Origin of the sequence: Corynebacterium sp. PCR 32, assembly GCF_037464985.1 — a bacterium.
In the GTDB taxonomy this organism is placed as follows: Bacteria; Actinomycetota; Actinomycetes; order Mycobacteriales; family Mycobacteriaceae; genus Corynebacterium; species Corynebacterium kroppenstedtii_D.
This window is the reverse complement of sequence record NZ_JBAHVL010000001.1, coordinates 103,872-122,381: the sequence shown is the minus strand read 5'-3', so window position 1 is coordinate 122,381 and position 18,510 is coordinate 103,872. Positions and strand designations below refer to the sequence as shown.

General features: G+C 58.3%; 14 protein-coding genes. 6 read left to right on the top strand and 8 right to left on the bottom strand.

Annotated features, from left to right (window positions below; translation table 11 throughout):
• The first annotated feature begins 101 nt into the window (after nt 1-101).
• From V5S80_RS00455 to V5S80_RS00435, 5 genes are all read left to right on the top strand, one after another.
• Nucleotides 102-1,601 carry a hypothetical protein gene (locus V5S80_RS00455; protein ID WP_395168804.1) on the top strand — a complete coding sequence of 500 codons (1,500 nt, stop codon included), beginning with the start codon at nt 102-104 and terminating at the stop codon, nt 1,599-1,601.
• On the top strand, nt 1,598-2,656 hold the full coding sequence (locus tag V5S80_RS00450; protein WP_395168803.1) for a transporter substrate-binding domain-containing protein: 1,059 nt from the start codon (nt 1,598-1,600) through the stop codon (nt 2,654-2,656). Before V5S80_RS00455 ends, V5S80_RS00450 begins: the two co-directional genes overlap by 4 nt.
• Nucleotides 2,653-5,154 carry a tetratricopeptide repeat protein gene (locus V5S80_RS00445; protein WP_395168802.1) on the top strand — a complete coding sequence of 834 codons (2,502 nt, stop codon included), beginning with the start codon at nt 2,653-2,655 and terminating at the stop codon, nt 5,152-5,154. The genes V5S80_RS00450 and V5S80_RS00445 overlap by 4 nt, the downstream gene beginning before the upstream one ends.
• Before the next feature lie 100 nt (nt 5,155-5,254).
• Nucleotides 5,255-6,061, top strand: a complete 807-nt coding sequence (locus V5S80_RS00440; protein ID WP_395168801.1) for a L,D-transpeptidase — start codon at nt 5,255-5,257, stop codon at nt 6,059-6,061.
• A gap of 167 nt (nt 6,062-6,228) precedes the next feature.
• A complete protein-coding gene (locus V5S80_RS00435) occupies nt 6,229-6,471 on the top strand; it encodes a hypothetical protein (RefSeq protein ID WP_395168800.1) in 243 nt (80 codons plus the stop codon).
• A 2-nt stretch (nt 6,472-6,473) separates the two neighbouring features.
• Here V5S80_RS00435 and V5S80_RS00430 read toward each other — a convergent pair whose 3' ends face one another.
• On the bottom strand, nt 6,474-7,769 hold the full coding sequence (locus V5S80_RS00430) for an acetate kinase (protein WP_395168799.1): 1,296 nt from the start codon (nt 7,767-7,769) through the stop codon (nt 6,474-6,476).
• A gap of 24 nt (nt 7,770-7,793) precedes the next feature.
• Nucleotides 7,794-9,305, bottom strand: coding sequence for a phosphate acetyltransferase (pta, locus tag V5S80_RS00425; RefSeq protein WP_395168798.1), 1,512 nt, complete (start codon nt 9,303-9,305; stop codon nt 7,794-7,796).
• 420 nt (nt 9,306-9,725) lie between these two features.
• On the opposite strand from pta, the gene V5S80_RS00420 reads away from it, so the two are divergent.
• Nucleotides 9,726-11,096 carry an FAD-dependent oxidoreductase gene (locus tag V5S80_RS00420; protein ID WP_395168797.1) on the top strand — a complete coding sequence of 457 codons (1,371 nt, stop codon included), beginning with the start codon at nt 9,726-9,728 and terminating at the stop codon, nt 11,094-11,096.
• Between the two features lie 159 nt (nt 11,097-11,255).
• Here the strand turns inward: V5S80_RS00420 and V5S80_RS00415 are convergent, their stop codons facing one another.
• From V5S80_RS00415 to V5S80_RS00390, 6 genes are all read right to left on the bottom strand, one after another.
• Nucleotides 11,256-12,068, bottom strand: coding sequence for a sirohydrochlorin chelatase (locus V5S80_RS00415; protein ID WP_395168796.1), 813 nt, complete (start codon nt 12,066-12,068; stop codon nt 11,256-11,258).
• Nucleotides 12,065-13,399 (bottom strand): sulfate adenylyltransferase subunit 1, encoded by a 1,335-nt coding sequence (locus tag V5S80_RS00410; protein ID WP_395168795.1) that lies wholly within the window; start codon nt 13,397-13,399, stop codon nt 12,065-12,067. The genes V5S80_RS00415 and V5S80_RS00410 overlap by 4 nt, the downstream gene beginning before the upstream one ends.
• Nucleotides 13,399-14,325 carry a sulfate adenylyltransferase subunit CysD gene (gene cysD / locus V5S80_RS00405; protein WP_395168794.1) on the bottom strand — a complete coding sequence of 309 codons (927 nt, stop codon included), beginning with the start codon at nt 14,323-14,325 and terminating at the stop codon, nt 13,399-13,401. Before cysD ends, V5S80_RS00410 begins: the two co-directional genes overlap by 1 nt.
• Nucleotides 14,326-14,470: 145 nt before the next feature.
• On the bottom strand, nt 14,471-15,244 hold the full coding sequence (locus V5S80_RS00400) for a phosphoadenylyl-sulfate reductase (RefSeq protein WP_395168793.1): 774 nt from the start codon (nt 15,242-15,244) through the stop codon (nt 14,471-14,473).
• Between the two features lie 276 nt (nt 15,245-15,520).
• Complete coding sequence (locus V5S80_RS00395) at nt 15,521-17,245, bottom strand: nitrite/sulfite reductase (RefSeq protein WP_395168792.1); 1,725 nt, start codon at nt 17,243-17,245, stop codon at nt 15,521-15,523.
• A gap of 117 nt (nt 17,246-17,362) precedes the next feature.
• Complete coding sequence (locus V5S80_RS00390) at nt 17,363-18,265, bottom strand: sulfite exporter TauE/SafE family protein (protein WP_395168791.1); 903 nt, start codon at nt 18,263-18,265, stop codon at nt 17,363-17,365.
• Between the last annotated feature and the right edge of the window lie 245 nt (nt 18,266-18,510).

Genomic DNA, 18,510 nt, shown 5'->3' with positions numbered 1-18,510 from the left:
CAGATGTGACAATTGTGTCACCAGAACACCGCTCGCCATCCCACCATCACACTCCGGCGAGCACAAGCACACATCATCAGCGCGACAGGTAAGGGATCCGTATGGCACGAGAACGAGGACCGGGACGCACCCGCGGCCCCGCACACTCCTCCGACGCCAGCCACATACGGCTCAGCACCATGGACGACTCCCTCGAACCCCATGTTGCCGATACCACGCCGGGCCGGTGGCACATCTTTCACGACGCCATCGCGCCGACCCTGAAAATTCCCGGCCGAATCTGGGCATATGTCCGCACATCACCTGGACGGCTCACCACCATGACAACCGTATTGGTGATCGCCATCATCGCCGCCGGCGGCGCTCTCACCTACACCTCGTCGAGCCGCCAGGACCAGCTCAACAACCTCGTTACAAACACAGAACCACTCTCCAACGCTGCCCAACGCCTCTACGGATCACTCTCCGTCGCCGACTCTACCGCCACCATCGGATTCCTCGAGAGAGGCGTCGGCTCCCCCGCCGAAGACAACCGCTTCACCACCGCAATTCAAACCGCATCAACGGCGCTCATCGAAGCCGGCGCAGGCGCACATTCATCCGACTACGAAGTCCTCCACCTCCTCGCAGTCGTCAACCAACGTCTCCCCATCTACACGGGGCTAATCGCCCAGGCGCGTACCAACAACAGACAAGGAAACACCATCAGCGCCTCCTACCTCACCGAGGCCAGCGCCATCATGCAAAATTCCATCATCCCAGCAGCATCACGCCTCTACACCATCACCTCTGACCGCGTACGACACCAAGCCAGATCCCTCACCCGCCCCATGTGGTTCCCAGCATCAGGACTACTCGCAGCCATTATTCTCCTGGTCATCGCCCAGTTCTGGCTCGCGGCGCTCACCAATCGACGCTTGAATAGCGGTCTCCTGTTCGCCACGACCGCCATGACCATCGCACTCATCTGGATGGCCATCTCATCCCTCATCATCGTCGCCGTCGGCAACGCTGACTTCAACCGAGCATCCGAACCACTCCACGAACTCACCGCCGCACGCATCAGTGCACAAAAGGCCCGCACAGACGAAGCCCTCATGCTCGTCCGCCGACGCGCACACAACTCCTCAGCCGACTTCTCTACCACGGTCAGCGACATCCAACACACACTCACCCGCCTGAAAGAAAACGGCACATTCGAAAACACCAACAAAAACAAGAAACACGACGGCAGCACCACCCACCACCGCGCCCCCATCACAGCCCCCGCTGACGCGCTCACTGACGCGATCGTCGCCGCAAACTCCTGGAAAGTTTCACACCAAGAACTCGCCAACCGCGTAAGCCGCGGTGACTACACCAGCGCAGTCGATATTGCCGTCGGACGCGACCAATCCACACTCAACTCCGAGCGACAATTCACCCACCTCGACCAATCACTCTGGGTACTTATCCAAAACACACGCAGCAACCTACGAACCTACCTGGAAAACAGTCAAGACACCTCACGAAACATCACCCGATCAGTACTCATCCTGTCCGTCCTCTCCGTTATTGGCGTCCTCCTTGGCGTCCGCCCCCGCATGCAGGAGTACACATGATCAACACAGCACACCACCCACATACACCACGACGAGCCCGACCGTGGATCGCCGCTGCAGCACTGACAGTCGCTATCCTTCCCGCCACCGCCTGCTCCAGCGTCGACGACGCGAACGACGACCACCAAGGCGTCGACCTCTCCGTCACCCCCTTCACCCCAACACCCGACGGGGCGACATACACCGCTCCTTCCGCCCGAACACCATCTCAACGCTCAGAGCCGACCACCATCGACAGCACTGCTCTCAACACCACGCTCGCACCGGACAACGCGCTTCCTCGCGACCGCGTCCCCGACATCGTACGACGTGGACGCATCATCGTCGGAGTCTCCTCATCACTCAACTTCTTAGGATTTCAAGACACCAGCAACGGCAACCTCGAAGGCTTCGAAGTCTCCCTGGCCCACGAGATCTCACGCGATATCTTCGGCGATCCAGAACACGTCGATTTCCGGTTCCTCTCCTCAGCAGAACGCGTCGGAGCACTACAACACGGTGACGTCGACATCGTCGTCCGCACCATGACCATCGACCACGAACGACAATCCGCCGTCGCCTTCTCGGCACCCTACTTACACACTCACGCGCGGATCCTCGCCTCCACAACGGCACCCATCCACTCAGCCACAGACCTCAACGGCGCCACCGTATGTGCCACCAAAGACTCCACATTCCAGAAAAAAGCGCAAGACATCACACCACACTCACGATTCTTAATCACCAACGACTGGGCCGACTGCCTCGTCGCTATGCAACAACATCAAGTACAAGCCATCATCTCTGATGACTCCATCCTCGCAGGCCTCGCCGCACAAGACTCCAACACACACCTCGTCAGCCAATCCTATGGATCCAGCAATTACGCTGTGGGAATCGCAAAATCAACACCGGGAAAGAACACTGACGGCCTCGTCAGACAAGTCAACTCCACCCTCATGCGCATCCGGACCGACGGCACATGGCACCGTCTCTACGACACATGGCTGAGAAAATACCTCGGCGATTCCGGCATCCCACCCAGCCCCAGATACGTCCAAGAGGAACCACAATGAGCGATTCCGAACCACACTCCCAGGACGGCAAACACACCACAGCCGACAACGCCGCCACAGATGGTGACACCAACCCCGCCACACCGCACACCCCCGATCCAGGCGAGCACAACCACGAGATCATCAGCGAACCTGCCGATCACCAACCCACCGGCACAACAACCGTGATGCCCACTGAGGCAGCCACAGTCATGGGCACCCGAGCAGTCCCATTTGACCCTTTCGCTGACGATGACGACGATGACGACCTGGACATCGATATCCACAACATCAGCGCACTACTACCCAATGGCGATAGCGTAACAACCCCAACCACGCGCCACTCCCCCAACGACCCTGGGCAAGCCTCCCGCGAACGCGCACTCTCCACGTTCCGCGAACGTCGAGCAGCATCCCGCCGCGGCAAAGTTGTTGCCGATGGCATGGTGTCCTTACCGTTCATCGTGCCAACAGACCCTCGCCAATCCGTCATGGATTCGGACAGCATCAAAGAGACAGATGCTAAAGCGCCGGCGTTGCATCACGGGGATGTCGTCGCCGGGCAGTATGAAGTAGTTGGTGCCCTCGCCAACGGCGGCGTGGGGTGGATTTACCTGGCGGTCGACCACAATGTCTCCGACCGGTGGGTGGTACTCAAGGGAATGAAGCCGACGGCAAATGAGCAAGACCGGGCTATCGCAGGCGCCGAGCGAGCATTCCTGGCGGACATTACACACACTGGGATCGTTAAGATCTATAACTTTGTCGACGACGCCCGCTCTCCTGGCGGATTTATTGTGATGGAATATGTCGGCGGACCATCACTACGCACGCAGCGGAAAAAGCAGCGGGACAGGATTTTCGACGTCGATATTGCTATCGGGTACATGCTTGAGGTTCTCGAGGCGTTAGATTATCTCCACTCCCGCGGGGTCGTCTACAACGATTTAAAGCCGGACAACATCATCATTACCGAAGAACAGGTCAAACTCATCGATTTGGGGGCTGTGACCGGTATCGGCGCGTTCGGACATATTTATGGAACACCCGGGTTTCAGGCACCAGAGATTACGGAGACCGGCCCAACGGTGCGTAGCGACATTTACACCGTCGGGCGGACGTTAGCGTCACTTGTTGTTCATTTACCAATGTCAGATGGACGGTACCTCGACGGGCTGCCCACACCGACCGATGAACCGGTATTTCGCCGGTATTTATCGTTGTATCGTTTGCTGCTGCGGGCGACAGATCCGGATCCTCAGCGGCGTTTTGCCTCGGCCTCGGCGATGGCGAACCAACTGACGGGGGTGTTGCGTGAAATTCGTGCCGTGCGTGATCAGGTGCATTTCCCCCATTTGCATTCGCAATTTTCTCCGCAGAGGACGACATATGGGACGAAGCATTTGGTGTTTCGAACGGACCAGCTGGTCGATGGTATTGAGCGGTCCATTGAGATCACAGCTCCTGAGGTGGTTGCTGCCTTGCCCGTACCCATGGTGGATACCACGGATCCGGGAGCGCATGTGCTCTCCACGATCAGCTACTCCGAACCTGCCGAGGTCGTTGACTCGCTGAACGCTGTGATGAAAGAGCCGGAGTATGCCGAGAGTGTGGAGATTCCTCTTTCTATTGTGAGGGCGATGCTTGATCTTGGACTTTTCGATGAAGCTCACAGCTACTTGTCGACATTCGCGTCCTCCTTTACCCGTGATTGGAGGTACGAGTGGTATTCGGGGATCACCGCGCTCTTGCTCAATGACTATGCACACGCTCAGCAACATTTTGAGAAGGTTATTTTTATTCTCCCGGGAGAGCCTGCTGCCAAGTTAGCGATTGCCGCGACCTCAGAATTGTGGCTTCAGGCTAAAGGATTAGCCATGACCTCGGTCTTAGATCAGCAGACTGCTGTTGCTGCTGCGACGTTGGGGCATGCCTCGGCGTTGCCGTCGGCGAGTGCTTTGGAGGCCATGGGTGACAGGTGGGATCCTCTTGGTGATAATCCCGTGTCGTTGCGTTTCCATGCCACGCGTTTGTATGGGTTGGTGTGGGCAACGAACCCCACGACGGTGTCGTCGGCGTTCGGATTGTCCCGACAGTTTATGGCAGAAGGGGATGTCGCCCGGGCGGTCGAGGCGCTAGACCAGGTGCCTCAAGCATCACGGCATCATCGTCTCGCCCGGTTGACGACAGTCCTGCATCTGATCTCTGGCTCTCCGAAGGATCTCACTGAAGACCGCATTATCGATGCTGCCCAACGCCTCGATGAAATACCAACAAATGAGCCGCGTATGCCGCAGGTTCGGGTTGCTGTTATGTCTGCTGGGCTCCACTGGCTCCGGGCGACGAACCGCACCCATGCCGCGGCGCCGACGCTTTTCGGACAGCCGTTTGAAGTGCGTGGTCTTCGCCTTGGTGTGGAGGCTGACTTGCGGCGGATGGCTCATGGTGTCCAATACCCTCATCATCGATACCATCTAGTCGATATGGCGAATGCTATCCGTCCACGGACGTGGTGGTAAGTGCCAACGGGTGGTTTTTCGGGTGTAATTTCAGGACAAATGATGCGTTACTGCTGCATAAAAGTAGGAAAACCATTGCACACCGTTTAAAGTAGGCTCCATGTCTAAAGCTCATCGCCGAATTTCTACTCGCATCGGTGTCTCCGCAGCTGCGTCACTGTCCGCAATTGCAGCGTTCGCTGGTGGTGTTACTGTTGTTCATCCTGCTCCTGCTAGCGCACAGGATTTGCCACCCATCGGGTCCACTAATCCGCAGGATTTCCTTAACCAGGCGCGTGATCAATTCAATGCGTTTGCCCGCGAAGCTTCAGACCAAGCTAAAAATGTCGCGTTGGAGTGGCGTGCTGGTATTTACCAGAACACGGAGAGGCTAGATCCGAACGCCGTTCATTGGATTCGGACGACGATTGACGGGTGGATCTCCGCGATCTGGCCGAACGCTATTGCTGACTGGGATGCTCAGCAGGCTGCGGCCCGTGAGGCGGCCGCTCGAGCTGCTGAGGAAGCAGCACGGCGTGCTGCCGAGGCTGCGGCTGCTGCTCACACCGCGGTGACGGCGCCATGTGAAGATGGCGCGGAAGCGTGTGTGAATTTGGGTGCTCGTCGGTCGTGGTTGACTGATGGTCACAAGAATGTGACGTATGGTCCGGTCCCGATCACCTCGGGTACGCAAGGGATGGAGACTACTCCGGGTTGGCACAAGGTTCTTCGTAAAGTGGAGAACGAAGTGAGCCGCGAGTTCAACAATGCCCCGATGCCCTACTCGGTGTATTTCACCACCACCGGTATGGCGTTCCACGAGGGTTCCTTGAACCGCGAGTCTGCGGGCTGCATTCATTTATCTCAGCAAGATGCCCGTCACTACTTTGACACCCTTCAGATTGGTGACGATGTCTTCATTTTCTAGCTATGTTCCCAGCTGAGTGCCAATGATGGGCGCACCTGTTGTGTGCCACTGAGGTTGAGTTCTTTGTTGGACGCAGCTATGCGGATCTAGCATGATACAGTCCCCGCTACGGCGGGGACTTGACGTTATGGTTGACGATGCAACATCGTTGCGAGGAGAGTCAGGGCGTGAAGAATATCAATGTGCGGTATAACGATGAGATTTTCGCTGCCGTGATGTTTGTCGCCTGTACTCTGCTAGTTGTTGTGCGAGGCCTGGGGTACATCGATGAGGCCACGACGAACCGGGTGTTCGCGGGAATTGTTGTCGTTGCCTCACTGTTCCAGGGTGGGCGGTGGGTCAGGCGACGGGCTCATTGTGCTGCCGAGGATCGGGGGGCTCGCAGTGTGCCGCCCCGCCAGCGACTGTAGTGCTACGTGTGAGCATATCCTGCCGCATACCGGGCGATTGCTAATTCCTCGTTGGTGGGGACAACGAACACCTTCACTCGGGATTCGTCTGCGGAAATCTCTCGGGCTTCACGCGCGGGAGATTCATTGCGTTCGTCGTCAATCATGATGCCGAAGTTCTCCAGGTGAGCCATGGTGTCACGGCGGATCCCAGCATGGTTTTCACCCACGCCGGCGGTGAAGGTGATGGCGTCGAGACGGCCGAGGATCAGCATGTAGGAGCCAATGAAACGGCGGATGGAGTGCACATACATGTTGTATGCGCTCCAGGCGTCGTGGTCTCCGCGGTCGATTTTCTCTTGAAGGAGGCGGAAGTCGTTCACCCCGCTCATACCTTTGAGTCCGGATCGGCGGTTGAGGAGGTCGTCGATGTCGTCGATGCTCATGCCGTTTCGGGCAAGGTGGACCACGATACTGGGGTCAATGTCGCCTGAGCGTGTGCCCATCATGATTCCTGCCAGAGGTGTCATGCCCATCGACGTGTCGACCGCGTGCCCGCCACGGATGGCTGCAACAGACGCACCGTTACCTAAGTGAAGGGTGATTTGGTTGACGTTGGTTGCTGGTGTGCCCAACAATTCCGGTACTTTGTGGGAGACATACTCGTGGCTCGTACCATGAAATCCGTAGCGGCGAATCGCGTGCGTCATGGCGGTCTCGGCGTCGATGGGGTACAACGCAGCTGCGGGTGGGAGTGAGTGGAAGAACGCTGTATCGAAGACGGCCACGTGGGGAATGTCTGGGAGGAGCGTGCGGGCGACAACCATGCCATCCACGTGCGCCTGGTTGTGCAGTGGCGCCAGGGGGATGAGGTCCCTAATTAAATCCACAACCTCGTCGTCGATGAGTGCTGGCCCGTTGAATAAGCGTCCGCCGTGGACGACGCGATGTCCGCAGGCGACGACATTCAAGGTGGTAACGGAGACGCCGAGGGTGTCCAAGAATTTCAGGGCCTCGTCGAGGCCTGCTGTGTGGTTCGGGATGGGCAGTTCGCGGCTGTGTTCTTCTCCGTTGTGTTTGATGGTGATCTGTCCATTATCCTCACCAATTTGTTCCACTAAGCCTGAGACGAAAGGCTCGTCGGTTGCGCCTTGTGCTGGGCTGACCAGTTGAAACTTAATTGACGATGACCCGGAATTGAGCACCAGGACAAGTTCATCCGTGGAATGGTTGGTGGTGTCGTGGATGGGTGGCGCATCGGTGTCGGACGAGTGCCCTTCCGGGGTGTCTATCGGGGTGGATACATCACGGGCGTTCATCGTGTTACTTCTCTCTGTGTCTGGTCAGGACTGTGCTGGGGCGTGGGGACGGTGGCATGCAGCCACTTGTACTGCTGTCACGGCTACCGTGTTAATGATGTCTGGTACGGTCGCGCCTCGGGAGAGATCATTGACCGGTTTGTTGAGCCCTTGGAGCACCGGGCCGACAGCTAACGCGCCCGCGGTTCGCTGGACGGCTTTGTACGCAATGTTTCCCGCGTCGAGGGTGGGGAAAATAAATACAGTGGCCTGGCCAGCCACGTCGGACTGGGGCATCTTCTTTGAGCCGACGCCCGGGTCGACGGCGGCATCGAATTGGATGGGTCCGTCAATGGCGATGGGCTCGGTGCCGCGGTTCTTCTGGGCTAGTGTAACTGCGCGGATGACCTTGTCGACGTCGTCGCCTGCCCCGGAGGCACCGGTTGAGTAGGACAAGAGCGCAACACGCGGCGTGATTCCAAATCCGGCGGCGGTGGCCGCGGACGTGATGGCGATGTCTGCGAGCTGCTCCGCGGTGGGGTTGGGGTTGACGGCACAGTCGCCGAATGCCCAGAGTGCACCCGGCATGACCATGAGGAAGATTGAGGAGACGACGGATGACCCCGGCGCAGTTTTGATGATTTGTAGTGCGGGGCGGATCGTGTGTGCGGTGGTGTGTGCGGCACCGGATACCATGCCGTCAGCGTGCCCCTCGTGGATCATCATGGTGGCGTAGTAGGAGATGTCTTTCATGGTCTCCCGCGCCTCGTCGAGTGTGATGCCTTTCTTTTTTCGCAGTTCAGCGAAGGTGGTGGCGAACTTTTCGGCTTGTGTGACGGAGGTGTCGTCGACGCCGTGGGGGTTGACGATGGTGGCATCGGCGAGGTTGAGGCCGAGGTCGTCGCACCGTGAGTAGATGGTGTCAGGGTTGCCGAGGATCGTGAGCTTGCATACCTGGTGGCGGAGGAGCCAGTCGGCCGCCTGGAGGATGCGGTCGTCGTCACCTTCGGGTAGGACGATGTGTGCGTCGGCGGCTCGTGCTTGTTCGATGAGGTTGTGTTGAAAGACCTCGGGTCCCATGGTGGGGTCGAGGTTGCCATCATGACCGGCTGCGGATACGGCAGATTCGAGTGCTGTGACAAGGGCGTTGTCGGAGACGGCGATGGTGGGGATACTGTCGTCGATGCCGTCGATAGGCTGGCCGTCATGTGTGACGATGGCGGCGATGTGCGCGCCCTGGGATGTTGCTGTGGTGAGGGCGAGGGAGACCCGGAGTGGGTCAGGTGCGGTGTCGGTGGGGCATAGGAGAACAATGGGGACCCCGATGCTGGCTGCGATGCGTGAGTCTACGGTGATGTCGCCTGTTGCCACGAGGTTGTCTCCCAGTGTGGTGGTGGGTGACAGAGCTGTGTCGACTGCCTCGGTAACGAGGTCAGAGGGGTTGGGGCGTGAGTCGGTGATGATTCGGCTCAGGTTGTCTCGGAGGCGGCGGGGAAGCTGGCTTCCTGCCGAGGCTACCGATGCTGCTCCGAGGTCAATGTATAAGGCAGACGGCATGTCGTTGAACCTCCACGATCACTAGTTGTCAGGGGTTGGCGGCGCAGGGGTGTTCGCTGCACTCACTCCTCCCCATCATATATGTTGTACGTCACAATAGGGTGCCTCTGTGGGCCTGAGCACTATGTGGTTATGTCTTTCATTATCCCTATTGCCTATTTCTTGTGCGACCATTCGTCACTTTTTACAACGACTGGGGACCCCCTCCCCCACGCAAGGATGCCAATCCCCGGGATCACCCTGGGCCACCGTGCCACCATGTGCATACTGCCGAACATCCATCATGATAGTCGGCAACGCGACCGTAGAGTAGGCTACCCACAACTCAAAAATAAAAATAGACAGAGTAGTATAGTTTCGGGTTTATCAAGCTTACAGCGATCCAGAAACCACAACGAACATAAAAGGAGACACCCAACCATGAACCGACCACTCCGTGTCGCCGTCATCGGCTCCGGGCCAGCAGGCATATACGCCTCAGACGCCCTCATGAAAAAACACGACGGCGACCTCGCAATCGACCTCTTTGAGAAAATGCCCGCCCCCTTCGGACTCATCCGCTACGGCGTGGCCCCCGACCACCCGCGCATTAAAGGGATTATCAAGTCACTACACAAAGTGATGAACAAGCCAGAACTGCGACTCATCGGCAATGTCGAATACGGTAAAGACATCACACTCGCCGAACTACAATCCCACTACGACGCCGTCATCATCGCCACCGGCGCCACCGGCGACCGCGCACTCAACGTACCCGGGGAAGGCGCCAACGGATCCTGGGGAGCCGGCGAATTCGTCGGATTTTACGACGGCAACCCCCTCTTCGAACGCGACTGGGACCTCCACGCCCAGAACGTTGGGGTTATCGGAGTCGGCAACGTTGCCGTTGACGTCGCCCGCATACTCGCAAAAACAGCCGATGAATTACACGTTACTGAAATCCCAGACAACGTCTACACCTCACTGAAGAACAACAAAGCAACCGAGGTCCACATGTTCGGCCGACGTGGCCCCGCCCAGGCAAAGTTCACCCCCATGGAACTCAAAGAACTAGACGCATCCCCCACGATCCAAGTCATTGTTGACCCAGAGGACATTCACTACGACGAAGCTTCTGAAGCCGCCCGCCGCAACTCCAAAATTCAAGACATGGTGTGCAGCATCCTCGAACAGTACGCCATCCGCGAGATCGAGGACCGACCCCACAAACTCTTCATCCATTTCTTCGAATCCCCCGTCGAAATCCTGACCGAAAACGGGACAGTGACCGGCTTACGCACTGAACGCACCGAACTCGACGGCCACGGCGGAATCCGCGGCACCGGCGAATACCACGATTGGGACCTCGGCGCCGTGTACCACGCCGTCGGTTACCAATCCGACCCTGCCGCCGACATCCCCTTCGACAACAACAACCACGTCATCCCCAACATCGCCGGCCGCATCGTCCGCGAACCCGGATCAGACGACACCCTCGATGGCCTCTATACCACTGGGTGGGTTAAACGCGGCCCCGTCGGCTTAATCGGTAACACCAAAGGCGACGCGAACGAGACCGTCGACTGCCTCCTCGAAGATCTCGCCAACGGCGTGCTCACCGCACCGAAAACCACCGACGCCGACGCCATCCTCACACTCCTCAAAGACAAAGGCGTCGAAGTGACCACGTGGGAGGGCTACCACGCACTCGAAGCCTACGAGCAGCACCTCGGCCACAAAGAAGACCGCGAACGCAAGAAAGTTGTGGAATGGGACGACATGGTGATCCACTCCCGAGTGAGCCCCGAGTAGGCAGCACATGCTCCCCGTGTAGATCCCGACGACGCGATAACGCCTCAGCGCTGGGGGCACACAACCGCCACCAGCACGCGGGGCACAATGTAGCCACCGTGCACACTATTATGGTGACGGCTGCGACGCACTGATTACCCGAGCATTGCACTGATACTGTTAGGCAGCCGCCGGTCGACTGCGCGAGACGCGCCCCGACCACACAGCGCACGCCCGATCCACAATAATGGTGGCAAGATCCACACCCAACGGGGTACCGCACCTCACCTCCACCGACTGTGTACTCCCAGGATCATGCGTTGACCTTGCCCGAGAGAGTTCCTGTACCGCCCAGGACCACAAGATCCCTGGAGCAACAAAAAGCGGCTGCACCAGCACCACCACACGGCTAGAAACACCACTGGCAACTTCATTGGCAACAATCTTCTCCACCTCGGCACCACCATGCGGACGACACCCCGTCGCCACCACTGAGAGTGCGCCGACACTCGCCGCCAACCGATCCACCGCGTCACTGGCCACCGCATCAGAACTTCCCACTGAATAAAGGACACGCACCTCCCGCACACCCGCGACATCTTCCACCGGCAACACACTCCGCGCGAGCTCACCACACCGCTGCTCCACCAAGGCCGCAATATCACCACCCGTACCCAAACCCGGCGCGATGCTCACCACCAACCCCGACGCCTCGTAGGCAGCGCGGACCTGAGCGGGAACATCAACGCGGGCGTGGAACGCATCAGTGAACAAGAGAGGAACACCAACGGCATGTGTACACCCCTGCGCTGCCAGACGGGAACAGACCTGCGTAAGGGTGGGGGCCACATGATCCAAAAATGCCACGTCAACAGCGTAGCGTCCGGCAACCCGGGGGTCGTGGGCAACTGTCGTCGCAATAGCGCGAAGAGCATCCACCACATGATGATGCCGGCTGCCATGAGCCACGAGAATCAACGCCTCACGAGTCACGATGTCACCACCCCCTCCACGGTGGCAGCCTCGCATGGCCGTACCAGGCCAGCGGCAACGGTATCGCCCGTCTGATCATCAATCAGGAGGAAAGACCCAACCTTCCCACCAGGCTGATACGGCTCGAACGGGATCGGCTCCCGTGTCGTCACCGTGACACGTCCAACCTCGTTGGATTCCACAGTGGTCACCGGCTCATCATTAACATCGGTGGGGCGGGTGTCAAGAAGCTCGCCCGAATCAACATCGACAATCCCCTCGATCCTGGTGATAAACGCCTGCGTCGTATGCGCACCATACCGCAGCACCAGGCGACGACGAACCACCAGTGGCCGGTCGCCAACGTGAACGAGTGTGGCGTGAACCGTGGTCGTCTCCTCCGGACGATCCGGCCCAGCAATGAGCGCGCCACGGGAGAGATCAACGCTCGTATCCAATTCCACACTGACCGACGCGCCCACCCGTGCACGAGCCGACACCGGTGCAGGATCACCCGCAATACTCAGCGACGTCACCCGAGCCGCATGCCCGCCCGTCGTCGTCACCTCATCCCCCACGGCAACAGTGCCCGCAGCGATCCGCCCCGCAAACCCACGATATTCTGAATCATGATCGCGAATGACATAGTCCACCGGCAAACGGAGGTCATGGTCAGCGGCATGATCCACTCCGTCGATGACCTCAATGTTCTCCAGCACCTCCACAATGCTCGGCCCGGAATACCACGGAGTATTCGCCGACCGTTCGACCACATTGTCGCCCTTCAACGACGAAATCGGAATCACACGGACATCACCAAGATGCGCGCGACGAGCCAACCCGGCAACGTGATCCTCAATGCGCCGGAACGGTGCTTCCTCATAATCCACCACATCAATCTTGTTCACCGCGACCACAACATGCGGCACACCCAACAGACCGGCAACCGTCGCATGCCGGTTCGTCTGACGCACCACACCATTGCGCACATCGATCAGCACGATCACCACATCCGCCGTTGACATTCCAGTCACCGTATTCCGCGTGTACTGCTCATGGCCGGGGCAATCAGCCAGAATGAACTTCCGACGGTCGGTCGCAAAATAACGGTAAGCAACATCAATCGTGATGCCCTGTTCACGCTCTGCACGAAGCCCATCAACCAGCAAAGATAAGTCCACCTCCGCAAGTCCCCGCGCCTCCGACGACCGCTGAACCGCCTCATACTGGTCACTGACAATCGACTTCGTGTCGTGAAGCAACCGGCCCACAAACGTCGACTTCCCATCATCAACGGACCCCGCCGTGCACAACCGAACCGTGGGGCGCTCATTATTCACCGTGTTGGACATCAGAAGTACCCATCTTTCTTCCGGTCCTCCATCGAGGATTCCGACAGTTTGTCATCAGCACGTGTCGCGCCGCGTTCCGTCGTCGTCGACAGGCGGATCTCGTCGATAATCTCCGCATTCGTGCGCGCCACCGACTCCACCGCCCCCGTACATGACATATCCCCTACCGTGCGATACCGCACCGTCTTCGTCACGACCTCCTCACCTTCGCGAGGACCACCCCACTGCCCCGGCGAGAGCCACATCCCATTGCGCATAAACACCTCCCGCTCATGGGCGTAATAGATCGGAGCGAGCTCAAGGTTGCGAGCCTCGATATAATCCCACACATCCGCCTCAGTCCAGTTCGAAATCGGGAACACCCGCACATTCTCACCAGGCTGAACCTTCGCGTTATAGATCCCCCACAGTTCCGGGCGCTGCCGACGCGGATCCCACCCCCCAAACGAATCCCTCACAGAAAACACACGTTCCTTCGCCCGCGCCTTCTCCTCGTCGCGCCGCGCCCCACCGAGCAGCACGTTGTACCCCTGGGCCTCAATTGTCTCGACAAGCGGTACTGTCTGCAACGGGTTACGCGTCCCATCGGGGCGCTCCTGGAGATCACCACGATCAATCCATTCCTGCACTGTGGCCACACGAAGCGTCACACCCGGACGCGCCGCCACGGTATCCCGAAAGGCGAGCACCTCCGGAAAATTGTGGCCAGTATCAATATGAAGGAGCTCAAACGGAATCGCCGCCGGTGCGCACGCACGCCGCGCCAATTCAAGAACAACAACGGAATCCTTACCGCCCGAAAACAAAATCGCGCCACGATCAGCCTGGCCGGCGGCCTGACGAATAATATCGATTCCCTCAGCCTCAAGGGATGCTAAATGAGCAGGGAGAGTGTGCGTGGTGCGTTCTGGTACAGCAGTGGTCATATGTGGGTATCCTCTCTATGGATGAGCACGGGCGCGTGTGATGAACACTGGTCCTCGTGGTAAGTAACGGGGCGACCGGGAACGCAGGACACGCAGCTCACGCCCCTGGAGGTTCGACCACTGATGGGTGGCGCTGCGCCCCGCGCTACATATGCAGACCGCATTCGGTTTTCCCCTTTCCTTTCCACCGTCCCGACCGTGGATCCTCCCCAGCTTTTACCCTGGCAGTGCAGGTCTCACACCCGATGGACGGGTAGCCTCGCGTTGTTAACGGGTGCCGGACCAAATGATGCTCGGTGATATAGGTATCGACGTCACCATCGGTCCACGCAATGATCGGATTAATCTTCAACCGGCCGGCCTTATCGATCTCCAGCACCGGTGTATGCGCGCGAGTGGGAGCGTCGACACGCTTAAGTCCCGTCACCCACGCGGGATAATTCGCCAGCGTTTCGTGGAGGGGCACCACTTTCCGCATATGGCAACATAGCGTGGGATCCGTCTTATACAAGTCCGTGCCGTAGCGCTCATCTTGCTCCTCCCGTGTAAGCCGCGGAACGACACGAATAAGACGGTTCGAATAGCGCTTATCTACCTCATCTGCGACGTCGAGTGTTTCACTGAAATGGTATCCGGTATCCACAAACACGAGGTCAGCGCTGGGAGCGTGCGTGTGAGCAAGATCTGCCAGCACCGTATCTTGCATGGAGAGCGTGACTGCGAGAGACGGAATATGGTTACTCGCCCACTCCATGATGTCTTCCGCGCTCGCATGTTCAAGCTCCGCCGAATAGTCGAGCGCCAGGTTCATCATCTCTGCGCGAACATCGTCGTCACAGTTATTGTCTGCGCTTGTGGTGGGGTGGTTGTGGTGTGGTTTGTCAATGCCGCGTGTCTGTCGTATCACCGGGCGTGCCATGGAGAGTCACTCCTGCTGCTTGTATTTAGTGTTTAACGTTCCTGGGGAGGTAACCGTGAAATTTCACGCTGAACACGTGACAACATTCGCGGCATTCCCAGGCGTATTCGGTGTGCCCATCAGGGAACAGTAATTCCGAACCGCAATAGGGGCAGTGATGGACGACGGCTCGGTTTGGGTTGGAGTGTCCCCGTTGTCCGGGCACGGCTGTGTGCAGGGTGGGAGCTTGGTCCTCTGCTGGAATATCTGTCATTGCTGAATTCATGGTTGTGGTCCTCATTGAAGGTCCTCATCAGGGGCGCGGAGTACCCATTCTCGGAATTGCTCACCGCTATGGCGGTTCGCTTTATATCGTGTGACCAGGCGTTCGATGTAGTCTGTCAGGCCTGCGCTGGTCACTTTGTGGCCACGCAGTTTTCGGCCGAAGTCAGGGTCGAATCCCAGAGCGCCTCCGAGGTGCACTTGAAATCCTTCGACGCGATTGCCGTCGTCATCGGTGACGATCTGCCCTTTGAGGCCAATGTCGGCCAGTTGGGTTCGGGCGCACGAGTTGGGACATCCGTTGAGACTGATTTTCAATGGGACGTCGAGGTCACCTAACCGTTCCTCGAGCTCGTCTGCTAACTGAATCGCGCGCTTTTTCGTCACGACGAGTGCCAGTTTGCAAAACTCCAAACCAGTGCAGGAAATAATGTCCCGGCGGAAACTCGACGGCGACGCCGACATCCCTTCCTCGTCGAGGGCGTGAAGCAAGTGCACAACGTTGTCCGCTGTGACATCGAGGAAAAGAAGCTCTTTGTTGGGCGTTGTGCGGATGCGTCCGGATCCAAACCTATCCGCCAGCGCCGCGAGACGGATAAGCTGAGTGCCCTCTGCGTGCCCCACAGTGGGTTTGACACCGACGTACTTCAATCCGTCATTCTGATCATGCACACCGATATGGTCGCGATACCCCGGTGCCACTGGTGGCTCCACGCCATCTTGCAGTTGGCGGTGCAAGTAGTCGTTTTCCAGAACAGACCGGAACTTTTCCACGCCCCAATCAGCTACGAGGAACTTCAGCCGGGCACGGTTGCGCAGACGCCGATAGCCATAGTCGCGGAAAATGGAGACGATTCCCTCCCACACGTCAGGGACATCGTCGAGCGAAACGAAAACACCCAGGCGTTTGGCCAGCATGGGATTCGTCGATAAGCCACCACCGACCCAAACGTCGAATCCTGGGCCATGCTCGGGGTGCTCCACACCAATGAAGGACAAATCCTGGATTTCGTGGGTCACATCTTGGCGGGAATTCCCTGAAATCGCGGTTTTAAACTTCCTGGGAAGGTTGGAATAATCCGGTTTGGTCAAGCGGTGGTGTGTAATTTCTTCAATCGCTGGAGTGGCATCGATAATTTCATCTGCCGCGACGCCTGCCACGGGGGATCCGAGGATCACACGAGGCACATCACCGCACCCAAAAAATGTGGATAGACCAACGGCGGTGAGGCGATCCCAAATCTCTGGCACATCTTCGATGCGAATCCAGTGCAATTGCACGTTTTGTCGATCCGTGAAGTCTGCTGTTCCCCGGGCATAATCGCGGGAGATCTCGCCAATGGCGGTGAGCTGTTCGGAGTTAACAACGCCACCGTCCAGACGAACGCGCAGCATAAAGTAGTGGTCTTGGAGCTCGGCGTTGCTTTTCAGGCTTGTCTGCTCGCCATCCATATCTTGTCGGCGCTGAGTGTAGAGCCCAATCCATTTAAACCGTGGGGCGAGATCATCGGCGGGGATAGAGTCGAAGCCCTCAATGGCGTAAATATCCCGGACACGTTGTGCGACGGCGAGCCCGGCGTCGTCCGCTTTGATTTTTTCGTCATCGTTAAGGTCGAGGTGCCCATCAATAGCCCATTGTCCTTGAGGTTTCTGTTTTCGTTGGGGTCGTGGGCGTGTGCCTGTAGGGGGCGTGCCACCTCGGGGGGTGCCGGATGTGTTGTCGCGGGTCGGTGTGGTCATTGCTCGTCAACCTTTGTCAGATCGTGCGTGGGCACAATGGTCATGGATGTCACGTGTTGTCTAGACAGGAACGGTTATATTGTGGCACATGTTCTAGACTGAACGGTCTAGTTTGTCTCATTGCGTTCCCACACACGAGGCTTGCCCCTCGCCACCAGGGATTGCTTCCCGAGAACCAACGTACCGACGGGCCCAACTCCCAACGATCACGCACAAACCTGTCACCATGACAAGCGTCACCCAGCTCCCCGCATGCCTCAGCCCCAAGGCAGTAACCACAACGTGGACATTCAAACCAACAACCAGAACGCCCACCGCCCCACCAAGCATGGAAGCCTTCATTTTCCCAGCCAACCATGCGGCACACGGGGCAGTAATAACCCCTCCAATGAACAGGCCTAATGCCGGGGCCGCATGATGATGCACCTCCCGGCCAAGTACCGGAACGAAACCAATCGTCGCCGCCGTCGCAACAAAAAATTGTGCAGCCAGGACCGTACCGACAACACGACGAGGCTCACGTTTACCCGCCGCCATCAGCGTTGATGTCGTCATCGTACCCCAGCCGCCACCGCCGGTAGCATCCGCACCACCCACGATAAGACCGAGCATTCCCAGGCGTCGCGGCCCCCACTCAGTGGACACCTGGGTGACAATAAGCCCGACACAGCGCAGAACAATGAGCGTCCCCAACACAATGAGAACCACCGCAGTCACCGGGCGTGCCGCCGAAGAACTGGCATGCCCCAAAACGCTCGCACCCAGGTAGGCACCAATAGCCCCCGGAGCACCGAGGGAGAGTGCATGCTTCCAGTCGACATTACCCATTTTCCAATGGCTAAGGCCCAGCGCAAGGGTGGTTCCCACCTCAACAAGGTGAACAATTGCCGATGCAGTGGCGGAGTGAACACCGGTGCACACCAAGAGAGTCGTCGAGGTCACCCCATAGGCCATCCCCATGCTCCCTTTCACCAGCTGCGCACCAATACCGATCAGGAGAAAAATAATTGTCGCTTCCACGGGTTCACCTTTGCACTAGGTAGTCTAACCACGCCCAGAATTTTATAGACCGATTGGTCTATGTATTGGGAGCGAACTTACCCCTCACGAGATACCCCGTCAACAGCGCCACACGACCACAACCCCCACCAACCCCCACACCTCACCACCTGTCACATCCACACCCCACCACCACACACACCTGCCCAACACCCAGCCACCACCATAAAAACCCTCTTTCCGTGACCCCCACCACGCAACGTTCT